The organism is Pseudomonas mangrovi (assembly GCF_003052585.1).
Taxonomy (GTDB): domain Bacteria; phylum Pseudomonadota; class Gammaproteobacteria; order Pseudomonadales; family Pseudomonadaceae; genus Aquipseudomonas; species Aquipseudomonas mangrovi.
In genome coordinates, this window is record NZ_QASN01000020.1 from 678,696 (window position 1) to 697,513 (window position 18,818).

At 64.4% G+C, this 18,818-nt stretch carries 20 protein-coding genes; 18 read left to right on the forward strand and 2 right to left on the reverse strand.

Annotation, left to right across the window (positions count from 1 at the left end; all coding sequences use genetic code 11):
- Positions 1 to 13: 13 nt before the first annotated feature.
- The 18 genes from DBO85_RS15775 (at position 14) to DBO85_RS15850 (ending at position 12,881) form a co-directional block, all read left to right on the forward strand.
- Positions 14 to 523 (forward strand): hypothetical protein, encoded by a 510-nt coding sequence (locus tag DBO85_RS15775; RefSeq protein ID WP_108108208.1) that lies wholly within the window; start codon positions 14 to 16, stop codon positions 521 to 523.
- A 14-nt stretch (positions 524 to 537) separates the two neighbouring features.
- Positions 538 to 1,023 carry a hypothetical protein gene (locus DBO85_RS15780; RefSeq protein WP_108108209.1) on the forward strand — a complete coding sequence of 162 codons (486 nt, stop codon included), beginning with the start codon at positions 538 to 540 and terminating at the stop codon, positions 1,021 to 1,023.
- Positions 1,024 to 1,357: 334 nt separating this feature from the next.
- Positions 1,358 to 5,080 (forward strand): methionine synthase, encoded by a 3,723-nt coding sequence (gene metH / locus DBO85_RS15785; RefSeq protein WP_108108210.1) that lies wholly within the window; start codon positions 1,358 to 1,360, stop codon positions 5,078 to 5,080.
- A 118-nt stretch (positions 5,081 to 5,198) separates the two neighbouring features.
- Entirely contained in the window at positions 5,199 to 5,480 is a 282-nt protein-coding gene (locus tag DBO85_RS19785; protein ID WP_407681482.1) for a GIY-YIG nuclease family protein, read from the forward strand.
- Positions 5,437 to 5,709 carry a hypothetical protein gene (locus DBO85_RS19345; RefSeq protein ID WP_199287000.1) on the forward strand — a complete coding sequence of 91 codons (273 nt, stop codon included), beginning with the start codon at positions 5,437 to 5,439 and terminating at the stop codon, positions 5,707 to 5,709. The genes DBO85_RS19785 and DBO85_RS19345 overlap by 44 nt, the downstream gene beginning before the upstream one ends.
- A gap of 282 nt (positions 5,710 to 5,991) precedes the next feature.
- On the forward strand, positions 5,992 to 6,321 hold the full coding sequence (locus DBO85_RS15795) for a YegP family protein (protein ID WP_108108211.1): 330 nt from the start codon (positions 5,992 to 5,994) through the stop codon (positions 6,319 to 6,321).
- A 136-nt stretch (positions 6,322 to 6,457) separates the two neighbouring features.
- A complete protein-coding gene (locus DBO85_RS15800) occupies positions 6,458 to 7,348 on the forward strand; it encodes an alpha/beta hydrolase (RefSeq protein ID WP_108108212.1) in 891 nt (296 codons plus the stop codon).
- Between the two features lie 344 nt (positions 7,349 to 7,692).
- The gene (locus DBO85_RS15805) at positions 7,693 to 7,974 is read left to right on the forward strand and encodes a hypothetical protein (RefSeq protein ID WP_108108213.1); all 282 of its coding nucleotides are present in this window, start codon (positions 7,693 to 7,695) and stop codon (positions 7,972 to 7,974) included.
- Between the two features lie 16 nt (positions 7,975 to 7,990).
- Complete coding sequence (locus tag DBO85_RS15810) at positions 7,991 to 8,530, forward strand: hypothetical protein (protein WP_108108214.1); 540 nt, start codon at positions 7,991 to 7,993, stop codon at positions 8,528 to 8,530.
- 67 nt (positions 8,531 to 8,597) lie between these two features.
- The gene (locus tag DBO85_RS15815; protein WP_108108215.1) at positions 8,598 to 8,864 is read left to right on the forward strand and encodes a hypothetical protein; all 267 of its coding nucleotides are present in this window, start codon (positions 8,598 to 8,600) and stop codon (positions 8,862 to 8,864) included.
- A 25-nt stretch (positions 8,865 to 8,889) separates the two neighbouring features.
- Positions 8,890 to 9,030 carry a hypothetical protein gene (locus tag DBO85_RS19210; protein WP_158268903.1) on the forward strand — a complete coding sequence of 47 codons (141 nt, stop codon included), beginning with the start codon at positions 8,890 to 8,892 and terminating at the stop codon, positions 9,028 to 9,030.
- A gap of 21 nt (positions 9,031 to 9,051) precedes the next feature.
- Positions 9,052 to 9,414: a glyoxalase superfamily protein gene (locus DBO85_RS15820; protein ID WP_108108216.1), complete on the forward strand. Its 363-nt coding sequence runs from the start codon at positions 9,052 to 9,054 to the stop codon at positions 9,412 to 9,414.
- A gap of 8 nt (positions 9,415 to 9,422) precedes the next feature.
- Positions 9,423 to 10,121, forward strand: a complete 699-nt coding sequence (locus DBO85_RS15825; protein WP_108108217.1) for a class I SAM-dependent methyltransferase — start codon at positions 9,423 to 9,425, stop codon at positions 10,119 to 10,121.
- Positions 10,118 to 10,492 (forward strand): hypothetical protein, encoded by a 375-nt coding sequence (locus DBO85_RS15830; protein ID WP_108108218.1) that lies wholly within the window; start codon positions 10,118 to 10,120, stop codon positions 10,490 to 10,492. Before DBO85_RS15825 ends, DBO85_RS15830 begins: the two co-directional genes overlap by 4 nt.
- A gap of 14 nt (positions 10,493 to 10,506) precedes the next feature.
- Complete coding sequence (locus DBO85_RS15835; RefSeq protein WP_108108219.1) at positions 10,507 to 11,079, forward strand: hypothetical protein; 573 nt, start codon at positions 10,507 to 10,509, stop codon at positions 11,077 to 11,079.
- A gap of 254 nt (positions 11,080 to 11,333) precedes the next feature.
- The gene (locus DBO85_RS15840) at positions 11,334 to 11,693 is read left to right on the forward strand and encodes a VOC family protein (RefSeq protein WP_108108220.1); all 360 of its coding nucleotides are present in this window, start codon (positions 11,334 to 11,336) and stop codon (positions 11,691 to 11,693) included.
- Positions 11,694 to 11,697: 4 nt separating this feature from the next.
- A complete protein-coding gene (locus DBO85_RS15845; protein WP_108108221.1) occupies positions 11,698 to 12,411 on the forward strand; it encodes a helix-turn-helix domain-containing protein in 714 nt (237 codons plus the stop codon).
- A 98-nt stretch (positions 12,412 to 12,509) separates the two neighbouring features.
- Positions 12,510 to 12,881 (forward strand): VOC family protein, encoded by a 372-nt coding sequence (locus DBO85_RS15850; protein WP_108108222.1) that lies wholly within the window; start codon positions 12,510 to 12,512, stop codon positions 12,879 to 12,881.
- Between the two features lie 445 nt (positions 12,882 to 13,326).
- On the opposite strand, the gene glgB is transcribed toward DBO85_RS15850, so the two are convergent.
- Positions 13,327 to 15,525 carry a 1,4-alpha-glucan branching protein GlgB gene (gene glgB, locus DBO85_RS15855; RefSeq protein WP_233356622.1) on the reverse strand — a complete coding sequence of 733 codons (2,199 nt, stop codon included), beginning with the start codon at positions 15,523 to 15,525 and terminating at the stop codon, positions 13,327 to 13,329.
- Positions 15,522 to 18,818, reverse strand: coding sequence for a maltose alpha-D-glucosyltransferase (gene treS / locus DBO85_RS15860; RefSeq protein WP_108108223.1), 3,297 nt, complete (start codon positions 18,816 to 18,818; stop codon positions 15,522 to 15,524). The genes glgB and treS overlap by 4 nt, the downstream gene beginning before the upstream one ends.

The following is an 18,818-nucleotide window of genomic DNA, read 5'->3' on the forward strand; positions in this document are numbered from 1 at the left end:
AGATACCCCGACCATGAAACCGCTCGCCGGCGCCCTAGCCGCCCTGTGCCTGTGCTCCTGTGCCAGCGCGAACGACTGCAGCTTCACCTCGCTCGAACTGAGCGCAGACCCCGCCGCGCCGAGCAACTTCGTCGGCGAGGGTCGTCAGCTGCAGGTGCGCTTCGTCAATGAAAACCCGGACATCAGCGCGCCGGATGCCTTTCCCGAACCGCCGCTGGTATTGCTGAACAAGGCCACCGGCGTCAGCTGCAGCATCGAGGACGGCGGCATCTGGGCGCGCTCGCCACTGCTGCTGAGCAGCGACGAAAGCCGCCTGCTGACCTACGAGTTCAGCGGCTCGAATGCCGAGCTGGTGGCCTATGACACGGCCACCTGTGCCGTCGTGCAGCGCCAGGACATTTCCGGCCAGCGCGCGGGCCTTCGCGACGGTCAGCTGACCCTCGGCCAGCAATGCGATGGCGACGGGCTGGACAGCTGCAAACAACTCGCGCCCCTGCCCACCCAAACCTTCTGCGCCCCCTGATCAGGATCCGAAACATGGAAAGTCTCGACCAATGCATCGTCGCCGCCTGCACCCGCAGCTGGGACATGAGCCATATCGCCGGCACCCTCAACCGTAACAACTGCTCGGGCTTCGTCCACTCGGTTGCCGCCGAGCTGGGCGTGCCGCTGCCTGCCGGCAATGCCGATTCGATCATGGGCGGGCTGGCACAGTCCGCGGAATGGAAGAAGCTCGACAATGGCGAGGAGGCAGCCAAAAAGGCGGCCGAGGGTTATCTGGTCATTGCTGGCCTGAAGGGCAACGAACACCAGCCGGGGCGCAACAATGGCCACGTTGCCGTGGTGATCAGCGGCCCGCTGTATCGCGGCAAGTACCCGCGCTGCTGGAGCGGCAGCATCGCCGGCTCGGTCGGTCAGAGCCAGGGCCTGCGCTCTATCGGCGAAATCTGGAACCGTACCGACCGCGATCTGGTGAAGTACTACGTCTACGCCACCGTCAGCTGCCGGGTACCGCGCGGCTGACACCCTGCGCGAATGAGCCCGCCTCATCGCCACGCCACCTGCAGCCCCTTCGCCGCCACTGCCAGAGCGGCCGCCTGCGCCAGCCAGCCGGCGCCGCGAGCGACCAGACGACCCTAGGCAAAAATGGCGCAAGCGTGCCGACCGCTGCACCAGCACGGAAGCGGCGGCCAGGGCGTGACCGAACCGAGCCCCGTCGACTGCCGGACCGGCGCTCCAGCACTGCGACCTAGTGTCGCGTCAACCTGAACGAAATTCATGCAAAAGCGGACCAAGGCCGTGGAACGCGCGGATTTGCTATGATTCGCGCCCTTTTCACCCAGCTGTCAGGTTACCCATGTCCAGCCCGCTCCTCGATCGCAGCGCCCGCCTGCAAGCCCTCCAGCAAGCCCTCAAGGAACGCATCCTGATCCTCGACGGTGGCATGGGCACCATGATCCAGAGCTACCGGCTGGAGGAAGAGGACTACCGCGGCGCGCGCTTCGCCGACTGGCCGCAGGACGTCAAGGGCAACAACGACCTGCTGCTGCTGAGCCGCCCGGACGTGATCCAGGCCATCGAGAAGGCCTACCTCGACGCTGGCGCCGACATCCTCGAAACCAACACCTTCAACGCCACCCAGGTATCCCAGGCCGACTACGGCATGGAAAGCCTGGTGTACGAGCTGAACGTCGAGGGTGCGCGCCTGGCCCGCGCAGTGGCCGACGCCAAGACCCTGGAAACCCCCGACCGCCCGCGCTTCGTCGCCGGCGTCCTCGGCCCGACCAGTCGCACCTGCTCGATCTCGCCGGACGTCAACGACCCCGGCTACCGCAACGTCACCTTCGACGAGCTGGTGGAAAATTACCTCGAAGCCACCCGCGGCCTGATCGAGGGTGGCGCCGACCTGATCCTGATCGAGACCATCTTCGACACCCTCAACGCCAAGGCGGCGATCTTCGCCGTGCAGCAGGTGTTCGAGGAGGACGGCGTCGAACTGCCGATCATGATCTCCGGCACCATCACCGATGCCTCCGGGCGCACCCTCTCCGGGCAGACCACCGAGGCTTTCTGGAACTCGGTCGCCCACGCCCGGCCGATTTCCGTGGGGCTGAACTGCGCCCTCGGCGCCAAGGATCTGCGCCCGTACCTGGCCGAACTCTCGGCCAAGGCCGGCACCCACGTTTCCGCCCACCCCAACGCCGGCTTGCCGAACGCCTTCGGCGAGTACGACGAAACCCCGGCGGAAATGGCGGCGGTGGTCGAGGAATTCGCCGCCTCGGGCTTTCTCAACATCATCGGCGGCTGCTGCGGCACCACGCCGGGGCACATCCAGGCCATCGCCGAAGCCGTGGCCAAGTACCCGCCGCGCGCGATCCCGGAGATTCCCAAGGCCTGCCGCCTGTCCGGCCTTGAGCCCTTCACCATCGATCGCAGCTCGCTGTTCGTCAACGTCGGCGAGCGCACCAACATCACCGGCTCTGCCAAGTTCGCCCGGCTGATCCGCGAGGAGAACTACACCGAGGCGCTGGAAGTCGCCCTGCAGCAGGTCGAAGCCGGTGCCCAGGTGATCGACATCAACATGGACGAGGGCATGCTCGACTCCAAGGCGGCGATGGTGAAGTTCCTCAACCTGATCGCTGGCGAGCCGGACATCTCGCGCGTGCCGATCATGATCGACTCCTCCAAGTGGGAAGTGATCGAGGCCGGCCTGAAGTGCATCCAGGGCAAGGGCATCGTCAACTCCATCTCGATGAAGGAAGGCGTCGAGCAGTTCAAGCATCACGCCCGCCTGTGCAAGCGCTACGGTGCCGCCGTGGTGGTGATGGCCTTCGACGAAGCCGGCCAGGCCGACACCGCCGCGCGCAAGAAGGAAATCTGCCAGCGCTCCTACGACATCCTGGTGGACGAGGTGGGTTTCCCGCCGGAAGACATCATCTTCGACCCGAACATCTTCGCCGTGGCCACCGGCATCGAGGAGCACAACAACTACGCGGTGGACTTCATCGAGGCCTGCGCCTACATCCGCGACAACCTGCCCTACGCATTGACCTCCGGCGGCGTGTCCAACGTGTCCTTCTCGTTCCGTGGCAACAACCCGGTGCGCGAGGCGATCCACTCGGTGTTCCTCTACTACGCCATCCAGAACGGCCTGACGATGGGCATCGTCAACGCCGGCCAGCTGGAGATCTACGACGAGATCCCGAAGGAGCTGCGCGACGCCGTCGAGGACGTGATCCTCAACCGCACCCCGGAAGGCACCGAAGCCCTGCTGGCCCTGGCCGACAAGTACAAGGGCGACGGCAGCGTCAAGGAAGTCGAGGACGAAGCCTGGCGCGCACTGCCGGTCGACAAGCGCCTGGAACACGCCCTGGTCAAGGGCATCACCGCGTTCATCGTCGAGGACACCGAGGAAGCCCGTCAGCAGTGCGCGCGCCCCATCGAGGTCATCGAAGGCCCGCTGATGAGCGGCATGAACATCGTTGGCGACCTGTTCGGCTCGGGCAAGATGTTCCTGCCCCAGGTGGTCAAGTCGGCCCGGGTGATGAAGCAGGCGGTGGCGCACCTGATCCCCTTCATCGAAGCGGAAAAAGGCGACAAGCCCGAGGCCAAGGGCAAGATCCTCATGGCCACGGTCAAGGGCGACGTCCACGACATCGGCAAGAACATCGTCGGCGTGGTGCTCGGCTGCAACGGCTACGACATCGTCGACATGGGCGTGATGGTCCCGGCAGAGAAGATCCTGCAGACGGCGATTGCCGAGAAATGCGACATCATCGGCCTCTCCGGCCTGATCACCCCGTCGCTCGACGAGATGGTCCACGTCGCCAAGGAGATGCAGCGCCAGGGCTTTACCCTGCCGCTGATGATCGGCGGCGCGACCACCTCCAAGGCCCACACCGCGGTGAAGATCGAGCCGAAGTACCAGAACGATGCGGTGATCTACGTCACCGACGCCTCGCGCGCGGTCGGCGTGGCGACCCAGCTGCTGTCCAAGGAGCTCAAGCCGGCCTTCGTGCAGAAGACCCGCGACGAATACGTGACGGTGCGTGAGCGCACCGCCGCGCGCAGCGCCCGCACCGAACGCCTGTCCTACGCTGCCGCCGTCGCCAACAAGCCGCAGTTCGACTGGCAGACCCACCAGCCGACCGCGCCGAGCTTCACCGGCGTCAAGGTGCTGGACGACATCGACCTCTCGGTCCTGGCCGAGTACATCGACTGGACGCCCTTCTTCATCTCCTGGGACCTGGCCGGCAAGTACCCGCGCATCCTCACCGACGAGGTGGTCGGCGAGGCCGCCACCGCGCTGTTCGCCGATGCCCAGGCGATGCTGAAGAAGCTGATCGAGGAAAAGCTGATCAGCGCCCGCGCGGTGTTCGGTTTCTGGCCCGCCAACCAGGTCGACGACGAAGACATCGAGGTCTACGGTGACGACGGCCAGCCACTGGCGCGCCTGCACCACCTGCGCCAGCAGGTCATCAAGCCCGACGGCAAGCCGAACCTGTCGCTGGCCGACTTCGTCGCGCCCAAGGACAGTGGTGTGACCGACTATGTCGGCGGCTTCATCACTACCGCCGGCATCGGTGCCGAGGAAGTGGCCAAGGCCTACCAGGATGCCGGCGACGACTACAACTCGATCATGGTCAAGGCCCTCGCCGACCGCCTCGCCGAAGCCTGCGCCGAATGGCTGCACCAGCGCGTGCGTACCGAGTACTGGGGTTATGACAAGGACGAGCAGTTGAGCAACGAAGACCTGATCCGCGAGCAGTACAAGGGCATCCGCCCTGCTCCCGGCTACCCGGCCTGCCCCGACCACACCGAGAAGGCCACCCTGTTCAGCCTGCTCGACCCCGAAGCCGAGGTCGGCAAGCCCGGCCGCAGCGGCGTGTTCCTCACCGAGCACTACGCCATGTTCCCCGCAGCCGCCGTCTCCGGCTGGTACTTCGCCCACCCCGAGGCGCAGTACTTCGCCGTCGGCAAGGTCGACAAGGATCAGGTCGAAAACTACACCGCACGCAAGGGCCAGGAGCTGGCGGTGACCGAGCGTTGGCTGTCGCCGAACCTGGGGTATGACGACTAAGCCCTGGCGGGCGTCTTCGCAACGAATGCCCGCTTTCCAGAAGGATCTGTCATGGCTCAAAACCCGTTCTACGTTTATGCGCTGAGACCCGCGCCAGAATCCGGCCAAACCCTTCTACATTGGGAAAGGCACCGGGAATCGGGCGTGGGAACATCAGGCCCAGGGTGACGGCTCCGAGAAAGGCACACTAATCCGCGAGATTCTGGAAAGCGGCCACAAGGTCATCCATACCATCATTGCGGACAACCTGACCGAGCCTCAGGCCCTGAAGATCGAGGCTGAGCTGATTTCTGCCTTTTGGCATTCGCAGTCAGGGAGGCCTGCTCACCAACCGCGTGCGCCCGAATACCGAGATCATGGGAAAGCAGCTCAGCCTGAATATTCCCGAAGGCTGTTATGAAAAGGCTCAGATGGGTTTGGAGCTGCTTAAGTCGGCCGTGATGGAGTTGGCGAAAGCCAACCCTAACGGAATTGGTAATGCTGACGTCGCGAAGTACCTTGGACTGCAGTCCGATTACGGTGGTGGCTCCAAGGACTATCTGAGCTACAGCATTCTGGGCCTGCTAATGAAAGAAGGCCGTCTGCAACGGTCTCCGACCGGTCGCCGTCATATTGCCTGCGGCGAATAGACCTCCGTAATACAAGGCGGCAGACCACGATTAGCTCTGGCTCCTTGATTTCTCTGGCTAAGAAGCCGTGATCTGTGTCCGCTATCACCCCGAGGTCAACCCCTCCCCGCAGCCGGACGTGCGTCAGATTCTTCCTACAAACAGTGATCTGCCTCACTCATGCGATCCCGACCGCTGCGCTATACAGCAGGCAGCGGCATTACCGCTAGCCGCTCGCCCTCTGACTAGGTTGTACAAGGGCTAACGGTTTCTTCCCGCAATGACATGAGCAAGGAGATGAGAATGTCCGGAACATTTGAGGTTTACCAGGACAAGGCCGACGAGTTTCGCTTTCGGCTCAACGCCAGCAATGGCCAGACCATCCTTGCTAGCGAGGGCTACAAGGATCGAGCTGGCTGCAACAACGGGATCCAGTCGGTAAAGAACAACGCTACCGAAGACAGTCGCTACGAGCGCAAACAGACCTCCGCCGGCAAGTTCATGTTCAACCTCAAGGCTGCCAACCACCAGATTATCGGCACCAGCCAGTCCTACGAATCGGCCGCCTCCCGTGACAAGGGCATTGAATCGGTGAAGAAGCACGCACCGGACGCCAAGGTGTTAGAAGTCTGACTTCCGACACGGCGCGTCATGAACAAAAGGGGGGACCAACCACGATTAGCTTTGACTTCGTGAGAGCCCGTGGTCTGTCCCGGATTACCCCCTTAAACCGCTGCCCGAAACCCCTCCGCCATAGATGGTCATATCGATGCACTCGCACCTGTGGATTCTGCTGCTGATCCTACTGCCGAACGTGCTGCAGGCCGGTCCGCTACGCGAGCGCCTGCAGGCGCGGCAGACGGTGCCGGAGTGGACTGTGGAGCACGACCTGGCCTACGGACCTGCACCCGAGCAGCGCTATGACGTCTACCGCGCCGCGAACATGCAAGACGCACCGATCATCATGCTGGTGCACGGCGGCGGCTGGGCTCACGGCGACAAGGCGATGGACGCGGTGGTCGAGAACAAGGTGGCGCGCTGGGTGCCGCGCGAGCTGATCCTGGTCTCGGTCAACTACCGTCTGTTGCCACAGGCCCGACCAGCGCAACAGGCCCGCGATATCGCCATGGCCCTGGCCGAGGTGCAGCGCCAGGCGCCGCGCTGGGGCGGCGATCCGGGCAAGGTCGTGCTCATGGGTCACTCAGCCGGGGCGCATCTGGTGGCACTGCTGTCCAGCGACCCGGGCATTCGCCAGGACCTCGCTCTGCAGCCCTGGCTGGGTAGTGTGACGCTCGACAGCGCCGCCTTCGATGTCGAGGCGATCATGCTCAAGCGCCATCCGCGACTGTATGACCAGGCGTTCGGCAACGACCCGACCGGTTGGCGCGCCGCCTCCCCGCTGCACCGCCTGCAGCCGGGGCTGCACCCGCTGCTGGCGGTCTGTTCCAGCAAACGTGAGGATGCCTGTCCCCAGGCGCTTGCCTTTCAGCGAAAGGCTCAGGCGCTGGGCGCGCGGGTCGAGATCATGCCGCAGGACTTGTCGCATCGCCAACTCAACCAGCAACTGGGTACTGCCGGCGCTTACACCGAGGCGGTAGAGCGCTTTCTTGGCAGCCTGGACGTGCAGCTGGCCGAGCGGCTAGAGAAATTCAACGAATAGACGGCATTCTCCAGACGAACAATCCCAGGCAGAGCCGTCATTCCCCCTCTCGCATGAGCTGAGACAGCCATGAACAAGCAAGAGCGCTTCGTAGATACCGGAAAGTTTCTGTCCGCTTTTGCGGATGAGATTCTGGTCGACTGCACGGGCTGCGGTGCGCCGGGGGTCGTCCACGCTACCTGGGCGCCCTACAGATGGGACGCTCACTTCGAGTGTGGCAATGCCATCTGACACTGTCGTCGAAACTCGGACACTGGGTCGGCTCCGGCACGTTTAAACAGGAGAGCGAGGCCAATGGCGTCACTGTCGTCTATGAATAGGTTGCAAGCAGGGGTGTGCAGGCAATGAACAGGAAGAACCGATTCGACGCATTCAAAGTCGCGCTAGTGGTCCTTGTCAGCTCTCTGCTGCCGCAGTACCTGCGCGATGGAGAGAAGGTCTCGTTTGCCCTGGTCGCAGGGACCGTCGTGGCCGCCACAGTGCTCGGGCTGGCTCACCTTCTTTTCACCACGTCCATAGCCAAGGCCCAGACGCAAGGCCCCGATCAGTCTCCGCTCAAATGGTACTTCTCGCCTGTTCTGTTCATTGGTGTCGGACTTGCCGTTGTATTTCTCTGGTTTGCCTAGTCGTGCGGAGATATTCATGAAGAGCTTTCTATACGTATTGATCGTGCTCGGCTTGGTATTGGCCTGCTTCGGATTTTTCGGCAGCCCGCGCAAGCCACCCCTGGCGCATGTACCTGCACCAGTAGCTGTGCCGGAGACAAACATTCCCCTCCCACGCGCACCTGTCGCTCAGCTGCAGTTGTACAAGCGTGACCGCTTCTTCAAGTACTACATCGACTTCCGCATCATGAATGCCCATTGCAAGCACCACGGCTATGACGAGTCGGAACGAATAGAGCAGTATTTTCGGGAAAAAATTGCACTGGCCGATGCTGTGCTCGCGAGATCCGACACTCCCGCAGAGCTACGCGTCCTCTTCCATGATGCTCTGGAGAAGGCAAAAAACATGCGCATCGAAGAAGCCGAATATGAGGCGGAGGCCACCCGCAGCAGATACCACCAGATCGAGGATGTGCACAGCTTCTGCGAACTGCTGCCACGGATGGTCGCGAGGGATCTCCAGGAAATGCGTGATGGCGTCGCCTTCGCCAGGGACCTGAGCCATTCCTTGCGCTAACAGCACTTCCTGGTGCTTTCAGACGAGCACGCATTTTTTCATCAGTCATCCCCCAGCAGAGCACCTGTTGAACGTCTCGGAAACACAGAACCGGATCGGCTACCCCTGCATCTTCAGTCGGACCCCCAATGATGCCGCCGATAACCTCGTGCGCCTGATCAGCCGCCAGGAGTGTGGCTACGTGGAGGGCACGACCGCGTGGATTGCTGCGCTGCGACTGTGGCTCGAGCCGAATGTTGATCTGCTACCGCTCAACTACTGCGGCGCCAGGTTCAGCGCGGAACAGTGGCGGACGATCCTTGAGAAGGTTGTCCAAAGGCTGGAACGCCACTAAGCAGGCTGGCGCGAGCATCCTGCGTATGGATGGATGCGAGCTGTACACGGTCTCTGTACCCTCATCACCCAAGGCACCGGTGTTCATGGCGCTGATCGAGCGCACCTTCGGCAAGAACGTCACCACGCGTACGCTGGAGACCGTCAGAAAATGTGCCGCGGCCTGACCGCGGCCTGGAGATCCATCGATGAACCTTTCACGTACCACGCCGATTCTGCGCAGCTTCGATCAGGCCAAGGCGGTCGAGTTCTATGTCGACTTTCTCGGCTTCCGCATCGACTTCGAGCATCGTTTCGAGCCGGGTCTGCCGCTCTACATGCAGGTCTCGCGGGGCGATTGCGTGCTGCACCTGTCCGAGCATCACGGCGATGCCTGCCCCGGTGCCGCGCTGCGGATCGAGGTCGACGCACTCGATGAGCTGCATGCGGAACTGCAGGCGAAGCGCTACGGCAATGCCCGGCCGGGTATCGAGGAAACGCCCTGGGGCAGCCGTGAAATGAGCGTGCGCGACCCCTTCGGCAATCGCCTCACCTTCACCAACGCTGGCTGAGACTGCCGATGTCCTTCGATGATCGCCAGGTGCTGGCTGACTGGCAGCTCAATGCCAAGCCCTGGACCCGCGCCGTGCGCGAGTCGCGGATCGAGAGTCGGCGCCTGGTGACCGATCGCGCCCTGCTCGAGGTGATCGAGCGCCATGCCCCGGCCTCGGTGCTGGACCTTGGCTGTGGCGAGGGCTGGCTGGTGCGCGAACTGCTCCGGCGCGGCATCCACGCCCAGGGCATTGACGGCGTCGCGGAGCTGGTCGAGGCGGCAAGGGCCGCCGGGCCGGGCAGCTTCAACCTGCTCAGCTACGAGGCCTTTGCCGATGCCGTTGCTGCGGGCCAGTGGCAAGCACAGGTCGAAATGCTGGTATGCAATTTCTCGCTGATCGGCCGGGAGTCGGTGGAACGTCTGCTCCATGCGGCGCCGCAGGTCCTGCGGCCCGGCGGGCTGCTGGTCGTGCAGACGCTGCATCCGCATCTGCTTGAGCCACCCTACCAGGACGGCTGGCGCCAGGGCTCCTGGGATGGCTGCGGCGAAGGTTTTGCCCCGGCACCGCCCTGGTACTTCCGCACGCTGGGCAGCTGGGTCGAGCTGTTTACCCGCAGCGGCCTGCCACTGTACGAGTTGCTCGAACCGCTACACCCGCACAGCGGCCGTCCGGCCTCGATACTCTTTGTCGTGCGTCGATCCGAAGCAACGGACGCCAGCCGATGAGCCGCGCTCGCGCAGCAGACTGGAACCGCCTCGCCCACCCCGAGCAGCGCGAGCTGCTGGCATTTCACGCCGAGTTCGACTCGGCTGAACTGGCGCAAATCAGCCAGGGGCTGGTACCGCAGGCGATGGAGGACAAATGGTTCATCTATCTGGATGAGGATGACTGGCTGTACTTCCACAGGAGCTGGACCGGCGCCTGCATCTACGCCGTGCAATTGCTACGCAGCGCTGAAGGTGCGCGAGTGGGCACGGCCTGGGTCAGTCGCGATCCTGCGCAATACCGCCGCACCGACAGCGACGCTGATCTGCATTTGCTGCGTTTTCTCATCGACGCCCTGCTGCTCGGACGCGATGCGGCCTTCCCCCACTGAAAAGGAATGTCTCGATGCACGGAATCCGCTATCTGATCTGCAGCCTGCTGCTGGTGGCCCCCCTGGTGCGTGGTGACCTGCAGACAGTCGCTGCGCCGGCCGATGCCGAGGCAGTGGCACGAGGCTTCTACGCCTGGGTGCTCAGCCATCCGTCCGCCGGCATCCCGGGTGCAGAGGAGCTGGAGCAGCTGCGGCCGTTGCTGAGTGCAGAGCTCGTCACCCGCCTGCAGACGGCCGCCATGGCCCAGGGCGACTGTGAGCGCAGCGCCGCAGCCGATGAGAAGCCGCTGATGCTGGAGGGCGATCTGTTCGTCGGCAGCTATGAAGGTGCCAGCGAGGTGGCGCTGGGAGCCGTGAGCCTTGACGGCGAGCGAGCCGTTGTCAGCGCCACCCTGATCTATCTGGACCCGCGCTTCGCCCTGGCGCACCCCTATCGAGCCGTAGTCTGGCAGGACCGCCTGCAGCTGGCTCGCGAGAGCGGTAGCTGGCGGGTCGCCGATGTTCATCCCGGGACAGGCGACAACCTGAGGGCTACGCTTGAGTCCTTTATCGAGCAGGCCGGCCGGGAATGCCGCAGTGAACGCTGAACCCAGGGCGTTTGACCTGGCGCGCGGCGGGCGCATGCAAAAGGTCGGCAAACGCGGTCGTAGTTGCTGAGCGCCGAGTTGCGTTGATCGAGCCAGGTTGATCGGGGCACGTTGATCCGAGCCGTTGATCACGCAGGTGGCAGTGCCGATCTCGTCGCGGTCCGAACAGACGCGATACCGTCACAGGCTGCGCTGTGAGCGCCGCTGGCAGCTCGCCGCAACCCCTTAAAACCCACCCCCTAAGGAACCTGCAGATGAACAAGACCGGCGCCATCGACTACCTGGAACTGCCCGCCCGCGACCTGGCGGCGACCCGTGCGTTCTTCACCAGCGCCTTCGGCTGGCGCTTCGTCGACTACGGCCCGGACTACCTGGCCTTTGAGGACACCGGCGTACAGGGCGGTTTCTATCGTGCAGAGCTTTGCGCGCGCAGCGATCAGGGCAGCGCGCTGGTGGTGCTCTACAGCGCCGATCTGGAGCAGACCTTGCGCCAGGTCGAAGAAGCTGGCGGCGAGGTATTCAAGCCAATCTTCCAGTTCCCCGGCGGTCGTCGCTTCCATTTCCTCGAACCCAGCGGCAACGAGATGGCCGTGTGGTCCGACCAGGGTCTGTGAGCGAATGCTGCAGGTAGCTCCCGCGCCGGCACTGCGTCCGTTCATCAGCCACTACTGGCTCAGCCGCGACAACCGCGCCAGCGAACACCGCATCCTCCCGGACGGCGCCGTCGACCTGGTGCTGCTCGGCAGTCGACGCGAGGCAACGCTGTTTGGCAGCGTCAGCCGCTGCAGTCTGTTGCCGGTCCTACCGGGCGAACACTATCTCGGGGTGCGTTTCCGACCGGGGCAGAGCCGGCACTTCATCCGCCCCACGGCGGGCGAGCTGACCGACAGCAGCGTCTCTGCGGACGGCCTGCTGCGTTTCGAGCTGCAACCGTTACAGCAACGCCCCCTGCTTGAGGATGCGTTCGACCTGATCGACGACCTGCTGCTGACCCACCTGCAGCGCCAGCCGCCCGAGAGGAGCCGGATCGATGCGGTGATCGACTGGCTGGCGCAGCATCCGCGCGACGCGGATCTCGACCAGGCCGCGGCGCTGTTCGGACGCAGCCGTCGCCAGCTCGAGCGGGTGCTCGGCGCAACCCTCGGCCTCGGCGCCCGTCGCTATGCCGCAGTGCTGCGCCTGCAACAGGCCAGCGCCCTGCTCTGCCATAGCCAGCAGCCGCTGGCCGAGGTGGCGTTGGCGGCGGGTTATTGCGACCAGAGCCACATGAACCACGACTTCCGCCGCCTGACCGACAGCACCCCCGCACAGCTACGCAAGATGTCGCGCTGATACAAGAACCTTGTAATCGAGTCTTGCAGACTGCCGGCTGAGCGGCGCTGAACGGCTGATTCGGCGCACCCTTCAGCCCCATCATCGAGGATACGCAGATGAAGATCTGGACCGGGATCATCACCACCCAGGTGGCCGCATCACGTGAGTTCTACAACCGGGTATTCGACGCGCAGACGCTCTACCAGGGCGATGACGACTGGATAGTGTTGCTGCAGATCGGCGACAGCGAACTGGCCTTCATGCAGCCGGGCCTGGAAACGCAGGGCGCGATGTTCCGCCCCTGCTTCGAGGGCAAGGGCATCTGGCTGACCTTCGAGGTCGCCGATGCCGCCGCCGAGCAGGCGCGCCTGCAAGCGCTGGACATTCCCATCGCACAGTCCCTGCGCGACGAACCCTGGGGCGACCGTCACTTCGTCGTGATGGACCCCAACGGGGTGGCGTTGGATCTGGTGCAGCGGATAGCTTGAAGCGGCGGCCCTGCAGGCCGAAGTCATGCCGCGCCCGACTCCCTGCAGGCCCCAGCATCCCTCATCCGGCGCTGCGCACCACCTTCTCCCGGAGGGAGAAGGAAAACCGTGCCGGCACGACGTCGGGGATGGCAATCGTAGGGTGGATCGCGCTCTATCGATCCACCGCTTTGGTGGATGAAAAGAGCGTCATCCACCCTAGGTTCCTCGGCATCCTGCGCGCCGCGACCTCCCTCAGCCGTCGCATAACCCCAGCTTCTCCCGGAGGGAGAAGAAAAACCGTGCCGGTACAGAGCCGGAGGTGGCAATCGTAGGGTGGATCGTGCTGTATCGATCCACCGCTTTGGTGGATGAAAACAGCGTCATCCACCCTAGGTTCCTCGGCATCCTGCACGCCGCGGCTTCCCTCATCGGGCGCTGCGCGCCGCCTGCTCTCGGAGGGCCATTACTCCTGCGGCGCGAGAATCAGCATGCCGAGCGGCGGTAACGTCAGGCTGAGGGACTGCGCCTCTCCATGCGCCTCTATCGGATTACTGTCGATGCCGGGGCCGTTGCCGATGTTGGAGCCGGCGTAGCACTCGGCATCGCTGTTGAGCAGTTCGCGCCAGCGCCCTGGCAGCGGCACGCCGATGCGGTAGTCGGTGCGCACCACCGGGGTGAAGTTGCCCACCACCAGCAGCGGCCGCCCCTGGGCATCCAGGCGCAGCCAGGCAAACACGCTGTTGGCCGAGTCGTCGCCGATCAGCCAGCGAAAGCCCTCCGGGCTGCAGTCACGTTGGTGCAGCGCCGGCTGTTCGCGGTACAGCCGGTTGAGATCCCTGACCAGTTGCTGCAGCCCCTGATGATCCGGGTAGCCGAGCAGGTACCAGTCCAGTTCGCGGTCGTGGCTCCATTCCCGCCACTGACCGAACTCGCAGCCCATGAACAAAAGCTTCTTGCCCGGGTGGGTCCACATGAATGACAGATAGGCGCGCAGGTTGGCGAACTGCTGCCAGCGGTCACCGGGCATCTTGTCGATCAGCGCGCGCTTGCCGTGGACCACCTCATCGTGGGAAATCGGCAGGACGAAGTGCTCGGAGAACGCGTAGATCAGGCCGAAGGTCATCTTGTCGTGGTGGTAACGGCGGTTGACCGGGTCTTCCTCGATGTACTTGAGGGTGTCGTGCATCCAGCCCATGTTCCACTTGAAGTCGAAACCCAGACCGCCCTCGGCGGTGGGCTTGCTCACGCCCGGCCAGGCAGTGGACTCCTCGGCAATGATCAGCGCGCCAGGGATCTCGCTCTTGGTCACGTCGGCCAGGTGGCGGATGAAGTCGATCGCCTCGAGGTTCTCGCGGCCGCCATGGCAGTTCGGAATCCACTCGCCGTCCTTGCGCGAATAGTCGCGGTAGAGCATCGAGGCTACGGCGTCGACGCGCAGCGCATCGACATGGAACTCGCGCAGCCAGTAAAGCGCCGAGGCCAGCATGAAGCCGTGCACCTCGGTGCGGCCGAGGTTGTAGATGTAGGTATCCCAATCCTGGTGGAAGCCTTCGAAGGGGTGCGCATACTCGTAAAGCGCGGTGCCGTCGAAACGGCCCAGGCCGTGATCATCGGTGGGGAAATGCGCCGGCACCCAGTCGAGGATCACGCCGATGCCGGCCTGGTGACAGGCATCGACGAAGGTGGCGAAGTCATGCGGGCTGCCGTAGCGCGCGCTCGGGGCGAACTGTGACAGCAACTGGTAACCCCAGGAGCCACCGAATGGGTGCTCCATTACCGGCATCAGCTCGATATGGGTAAAGCCCAGGTCACACACGTAGGGAATCAGCCGCTCGGCCAGCTCATGCCAGTCATAGAGTCGGCCTTCGTCACCACCGTCGCGGCGCCAGGAGCCGACATGCAGCTCGTAGATCGATATGGGGGCATCGACGGCCTGACGCCGAACTCGCTCGGCCATCCATTGCTGGTCCAGCCACTCATGCTGCAGCGGTGCCTCGATCCGCGAACTGGTATCGGGCGGCAAGGTGGTCGCGCGGGCCATCGGGTCGGCCTTCAGCGGCAGAATCCCGCCATGGCCGAGGATCTCGTACTTGTAGCGCTCGCCCGGCTGCAGACGCGGAATGAACAACTCCCAGATGCCCGAAGGATGGCGCAGGCGCATGGGATGGCGGCGCCCGTCCCAGCTGTTGAAGTCACCCACCACCGAGACCCGCCGTGCGTTTGGGGCCCAGAGCGCGAAACGCACGCCAGAGATGCCATCGACACTGAGGCACTGGGCGCCCAGGCAGTGACCCAGGTCGCGATGATTGCCCTCGCTGAACAGGTAGGTATCCACCTCACCGAGCAGTGGACCGAAGCTGTAGGGATCTTCGGTTTCCTGCTCACCGCCGGCCCAGCGGATGCGCAAGCGGTAGGCACAGGGTTGCTCCAGGCGCGCCTCGAACAGACCTGGCGCCTGCTCGTCATGCATGCGGCACAGGGTGCGTCCATCATCACTGGCGATCAGTTCGACCGAAAGCGCACCGGGCAGATAGGCGCGAACGCAATAACCCTCGGCGTCACGGTGAGGACCCAGCACGGCAAACGGGTCCGGGTGGGTCGCCGCGATCAGCGCCTCCAGATCGTTGCGCGCAAGACCGGGTGCAGCCTGTTCAGTGGTCAAAGCTCTTCCTCCAGCAATAGCATGAGCCCGCGCAGCGGGACGTCCAGCCAGGCGGGACGGTTGCGCGCCTCGTAGGCGATTTCGTAGAGCACCTTCTCCAGGGTGAACAGCCACAGCGCTGCCCGCTCGCCATTGGCATCTACCCAGCGATGGGCAATGCCGGCGCCGGCCTCGTTGTACGCCGCGAGAAAGGCCCGACTGGCGCGCAGCCGATAGTGCTCGGAAATGGATTCGCGCAGCTGTTCGGCAGTGACCGAACTGTCGCTGCTCTGGGCATTGCGGCGCGCCATGGCGGCGGCGTAGTCGAAGGAACGCAGCATCCCGCCGACATCCTTGAACGGGCTGTGCAACGCCCGCCGCTCGCTCAGCGGCCGGCTCGGCTCACCCTCGAAGTCGATCAGGCAGGCATCACCCTGCACCACCAGTACCTGGCCCAGGTGCAGGTCGCCATGCACGCGGATGCTCAGGCTGCCGATGCAGGCGTTGGCACATTCCTCGATGCGCGTACCGAGTGCCTCGCGCCTGTCCCGCAGCCGCGCCAGCGGCTCGTCGCAGCCGGCCGCTGCCAGCAGGGCGAGCGCATCGTCCAGCTGCGCCCGGACGCGAAGCTTCAATTGCCGCGCCTGTTCGGCATCGATCAGCTGCGGGGCGAATTCCGGCTTGTCGCTGGGCTGGGCCAGCAATGCATGCATCTCGCCCAGGCGACGACCGAGCACCGCGCTGAACTCCTCAAGCTCGGCGAGCGCGGCGTGGCTGCTGTCATCGGGCGCGTTACCACCCACCAGGGCGTCACGAATCGCCCGTTCCAGACCGTTCTGGGTCCATTCCCAGGCATCGCCCTGATTGCTCAGGTAACCCTGGGCGATCAGCAACAGGGTCGGTTCGCCGTCCACCCCGATGCGGCTGACCTCTCCCAGCAGCGGTGCGATGTTGGCAAAACCCAGCGCCCCCAGCTGGCGGGTCATCTCCAGCTCCGGATGCACGCCCGGCGAGAGCCTGCGCAGCAGTTTCAGCACCAGCTTGTCGGCGACGATCACCGAGCTGTTCGACTGCTCGGCCGACAGGTAGCGCAGCTCGGCCGTTTCACCGATCTCGCAGTTCGCCAGCGCCGGCTCAGCGCTGAAGCGCAACTGCCCACGCGCGTCTTCGAGCACGCTGCCGTGACGCATGCGCTCGATCACCACCTTGACGAACTCGTCCAGGCAGAAGGCATCGGTCAACAGGCCGACTTCACGACCGCGGCGCAGCCTGGCCATGGCCAACTGCTGGGCAAGCAGGCTGCCCTGCTCGTCTTCACCGAGAAAGCCCAGCGGCAGCAGGTAACGGGCGCTGCCGTCGGGGCTGTCGACCTCAAGCTCGGCGAGCAGGGTCTCGTGCGGGCTGCCGAGCGCGGTCATGGAGGCCAGGCGAACCTCGCCCAGCGCCTGATCCTTGCCGGCGAACCAGCGACGCTTGCCCAGGTAGGCCGGCAGCACCTCGCGGCACAGAGTCGCGGCAGCGGCCGGACGCTCCAGCTCGGCCAGCGAATTCTTGATCACCAGGGTATGCAGCTCGGGCAGCGTCTGCACCGGGCTCAGGTGCCAGCTCGGCATGCGCTCGGCGGATGACAGCATGAACCAGTAGAAACCGTATGGCGGCAGCGTCAGCAGGTAGCTGAGCTCGCCAATCGGCGGGAAGGCCGCACCGCCGAGCATCTCCACCGGCACCAGACCGGCATGCGCGGAAAGATCCAGCTCCACCGCCTGGGCCACCTTGGACAGGTTGGCGACGCAGAGAATGGTCTCGCCCTGCCCGTCCGCCCCCTGATGCTCGCGCAGATAGGCAAGGATGCGTCTGTTCGCCGGCGCCAGCATGCGCAGGCTGCCACGGCCGAAGGCCTGGAACTGACGACGCACCGCCAGCAACCGGCGCATCCAGTTGAGCAGCGAATGCGGATCGCGCTGCTGGGCCTCGACGTTGACCGCCTGAAAGCCGTACAGCGGGTCCATCACCGGCGGCAGCACCAGGCTGGCCGGATCGGCCTTGGAGAATCCGCCGTTGCGGTCGCCGCTCCACTGCATCGGCGTGCGCACGCCGTCGCGGTCACCCAGGTAGATGTTGTCGCCCATGCCGATCTCGTCGCCGTAATAGATCACCGGGGTGCCCGGCATCGACAGCAGCAGGCTGTTGAGCAGCTCGACACGGCGTCTGTCGCGCTCCATCAGGGGCGCCAGGCGACGCCGGATGCCCAGGTTGATTCGCGCCCGGCGGTCGGCGGCGTAGTGGTTCCAGAGGTAGTCACGCTCCTTGTCGGTGACCATCTCGAGCGTCAGCTCATCGTGGTTGCGCAGGAAGATCGCCCACTGGCAATTGGCCGGAATTTCCGGGGTCTGGCGCAGGATGTCGTTGATCGGGAAGCGGTCTTCCTGGGCCAGGGCCATGTACATGCGCGGCATCAGCGGGAAGTGGAAGGCCATGTGGCATTCATCGCCATGCTCGGGGTTGTCCATGCCGCCGAAGTACGGCCGGGTGTCCTCCGGCCACTGGTTGGCCTCGGCCAGCAGCATGCGGTCGGGATAGACGCGGTCCAACTCGGCGCGGATCTTGCGCAGCACCTCGTGGGTTTCCGGCAGGTTCTCGTTGTTGGTGCCGTCGCGCTCGACCAGGTAGGGAATCGCGTCCAGGCGCAGACCGTCGACGCCCATGTCGAGCCAGAAGCGCATCACGCCGAGCACCGCGCGCAGCACCTGCGGGTTGTCGAAGTTGAGGTCCGGCTGGTGCGAGTAGAAGCGATGCCAGAAGTAGGCACCGGCTACCGGGTCCCAGGTCCAGTTGCTGGTCTCGGTGTCGAGAAAGATGATCCGCGTGCCGTCGTACTTCTGGTTGGTGTCGGACCAGACGTAGTAGTTGCGCGCCGCCGAGCCGGGCTTGGCGCGGCGGGCGCGCTGGAACCAGGGGTGCTGATCGGAGGTGTGGTTGATGACCAGCTCGGTGATCACCCGCAGACCGCGACGGTGCGCCTCCTCGACGAAACGCCGGGCCTCGGCCAGGGTGCCGTAATCGGGGCTGACGGCCTTGTATTCGCCGATGTCGTAGCCATCGTCGCGCCGCGGCGAGGGATAGAATGGCAGCAGCCAGAGGGTGTTCACGCCGAGGTCGGCGATGTAGTCGAGCTTGGCGGTAAGGCCGGCGAAGTCACCGATGCCGTCGTTATTGGCATCGAAAAAGGACTTCACGTGGACCTGGTAGATGATCGCGTCCTTGTACCAGAGCGGATCCTGGCTGAAGGCCTGCGTCTTGCGTGCTTTCGGCAT

What these genes read in the sequence shown, in the direction of transcription:
- DBO85_RS15835 (WP_108108219.1), top strand. Translation starts at nt 10,507, where the DNA reads ATGCACGGAATCCGCTATCTGATCTGCAGCCTGCTGCTGGTGGCCCCC.
- DBO85_RS15780 (WP_108108209.1), top strand. Translation starts at nt 538, where the DNA reads ATGGAAAGTCTCGACCAATGCATCGTCGCCGCCTGCACCCGCAGCTGG.
- DBO85_RS15795 (WP_108108211.1), top strand. Translation starts at nt 5,992, where the DNA reads ATGTCCGGAACATTTGAGGTTTACCAGGACAAGGCCGACGAGTTTCGC.
- DBO85_RS19210 (WP_158268903.1), top strand. Translation starts at nt 8,890, where the DNA reads ATGGATGGATGCGAGCTGTACACGGTCTCTGTACCCTCATCACCCAAG.
- DBO85_RS19345 (WP_199287000.1), top strand. Translation starts at nt 5,437, where the DNA reads ATGGGAAAGCAGCTCAGCCTGAATATTCCCGAAGGCTGTTATGAAAAG.
- DBO85_RS15820 (WP_108108216.1), top strand. Translation starts at nt 9,052, where the DNA reads ATGAACCTTTCACGTACCACGCCGATTCTGCGCAGCTTCGATCAGGCC.
- DBO85_RS15805 (WP_108108213.1), top strand. Translation starts at nt 7,693, where the DNA reads ATGAACAGGAAGAACCGATTCGACGCATTCAAAGTCGCGCTAGTGGTC.
- DBO85_RS15800 (WP_108108212.1), top strand. Translation starts at nt 6,458, where the DNA reads ATGCACTCGCACCTGTGGATTCTGCTGCTGATCCTACTGCCGAACGTG.
- DBO85_RS15850 (WP_108108222.1), top strand. Translation starts at nt 12,510, where the DNA reads ATGAAGATCTGGACCGGGATCATCACCACCCAGGTGGCCGCATCACGT.
- DBO85_RS15810 (WP_108108214.1), top strand. Translation starts at nt 7,991, where the DNA reads ATGAAGAGCTTTCTATACGTATTGATCGTGCTCGGCTTGGTATTGGCC.
- DBO85_RS15825 (WP_108108217.1), top strand. Translation starts at nt 9,423, where the DNA reads ATGTCCTTCGATGATCGCCAGGTGCTGGCTGACTGGCAGCTCAATGCC.
- DBO85_RS15845 (WP_108108221.1), top strand. Translation starts at nt 11,698, where the DNA reads ATGCTGCAGGTAGCTCCCGCGCCGGCACTGCGTCCGTTCATCAGCCAC.
- DBO85_RS15830 (WP_108108218.1), top strand. Translation starts at nt 10,118, where the DNA reads ATGAGCCGCGCTCGCGCAGCAGACTGGAACCGCCTCGCCCACCCCGAG.
- metH (WP_108108210.1), top strand. Translation starts at nt 1,358, where the DNA reads ATGTCCAGCCCGCTCCTCGATCGCAGCGCCCGCCTGCAAGCCCTCCAG.
- DBO85_RS15840 (WP_108108220.1), top strand. Translation starts at nt 11,334, where the DNA reads ATGAACAAGACCGGCGCCATCGACTACCTGGAACTGCCCGCCCGCGAC.
- DBO85_RS15775 (WP_108108208.1), top strand. Translation starts at nt 14, where the DNA reads ATGAAACCGCTCGCCGGCGCCCTAGCCGCCCTGTGCCTGTGCTCCTGT.
- treS (WP_108108223.1), bottom strand. Translation starts at nt 18,818, where the DNA reads ATGCCGAAAGCACGCAAGACGCAGGCCTTCAGCCAGGATCCGCTCTGG.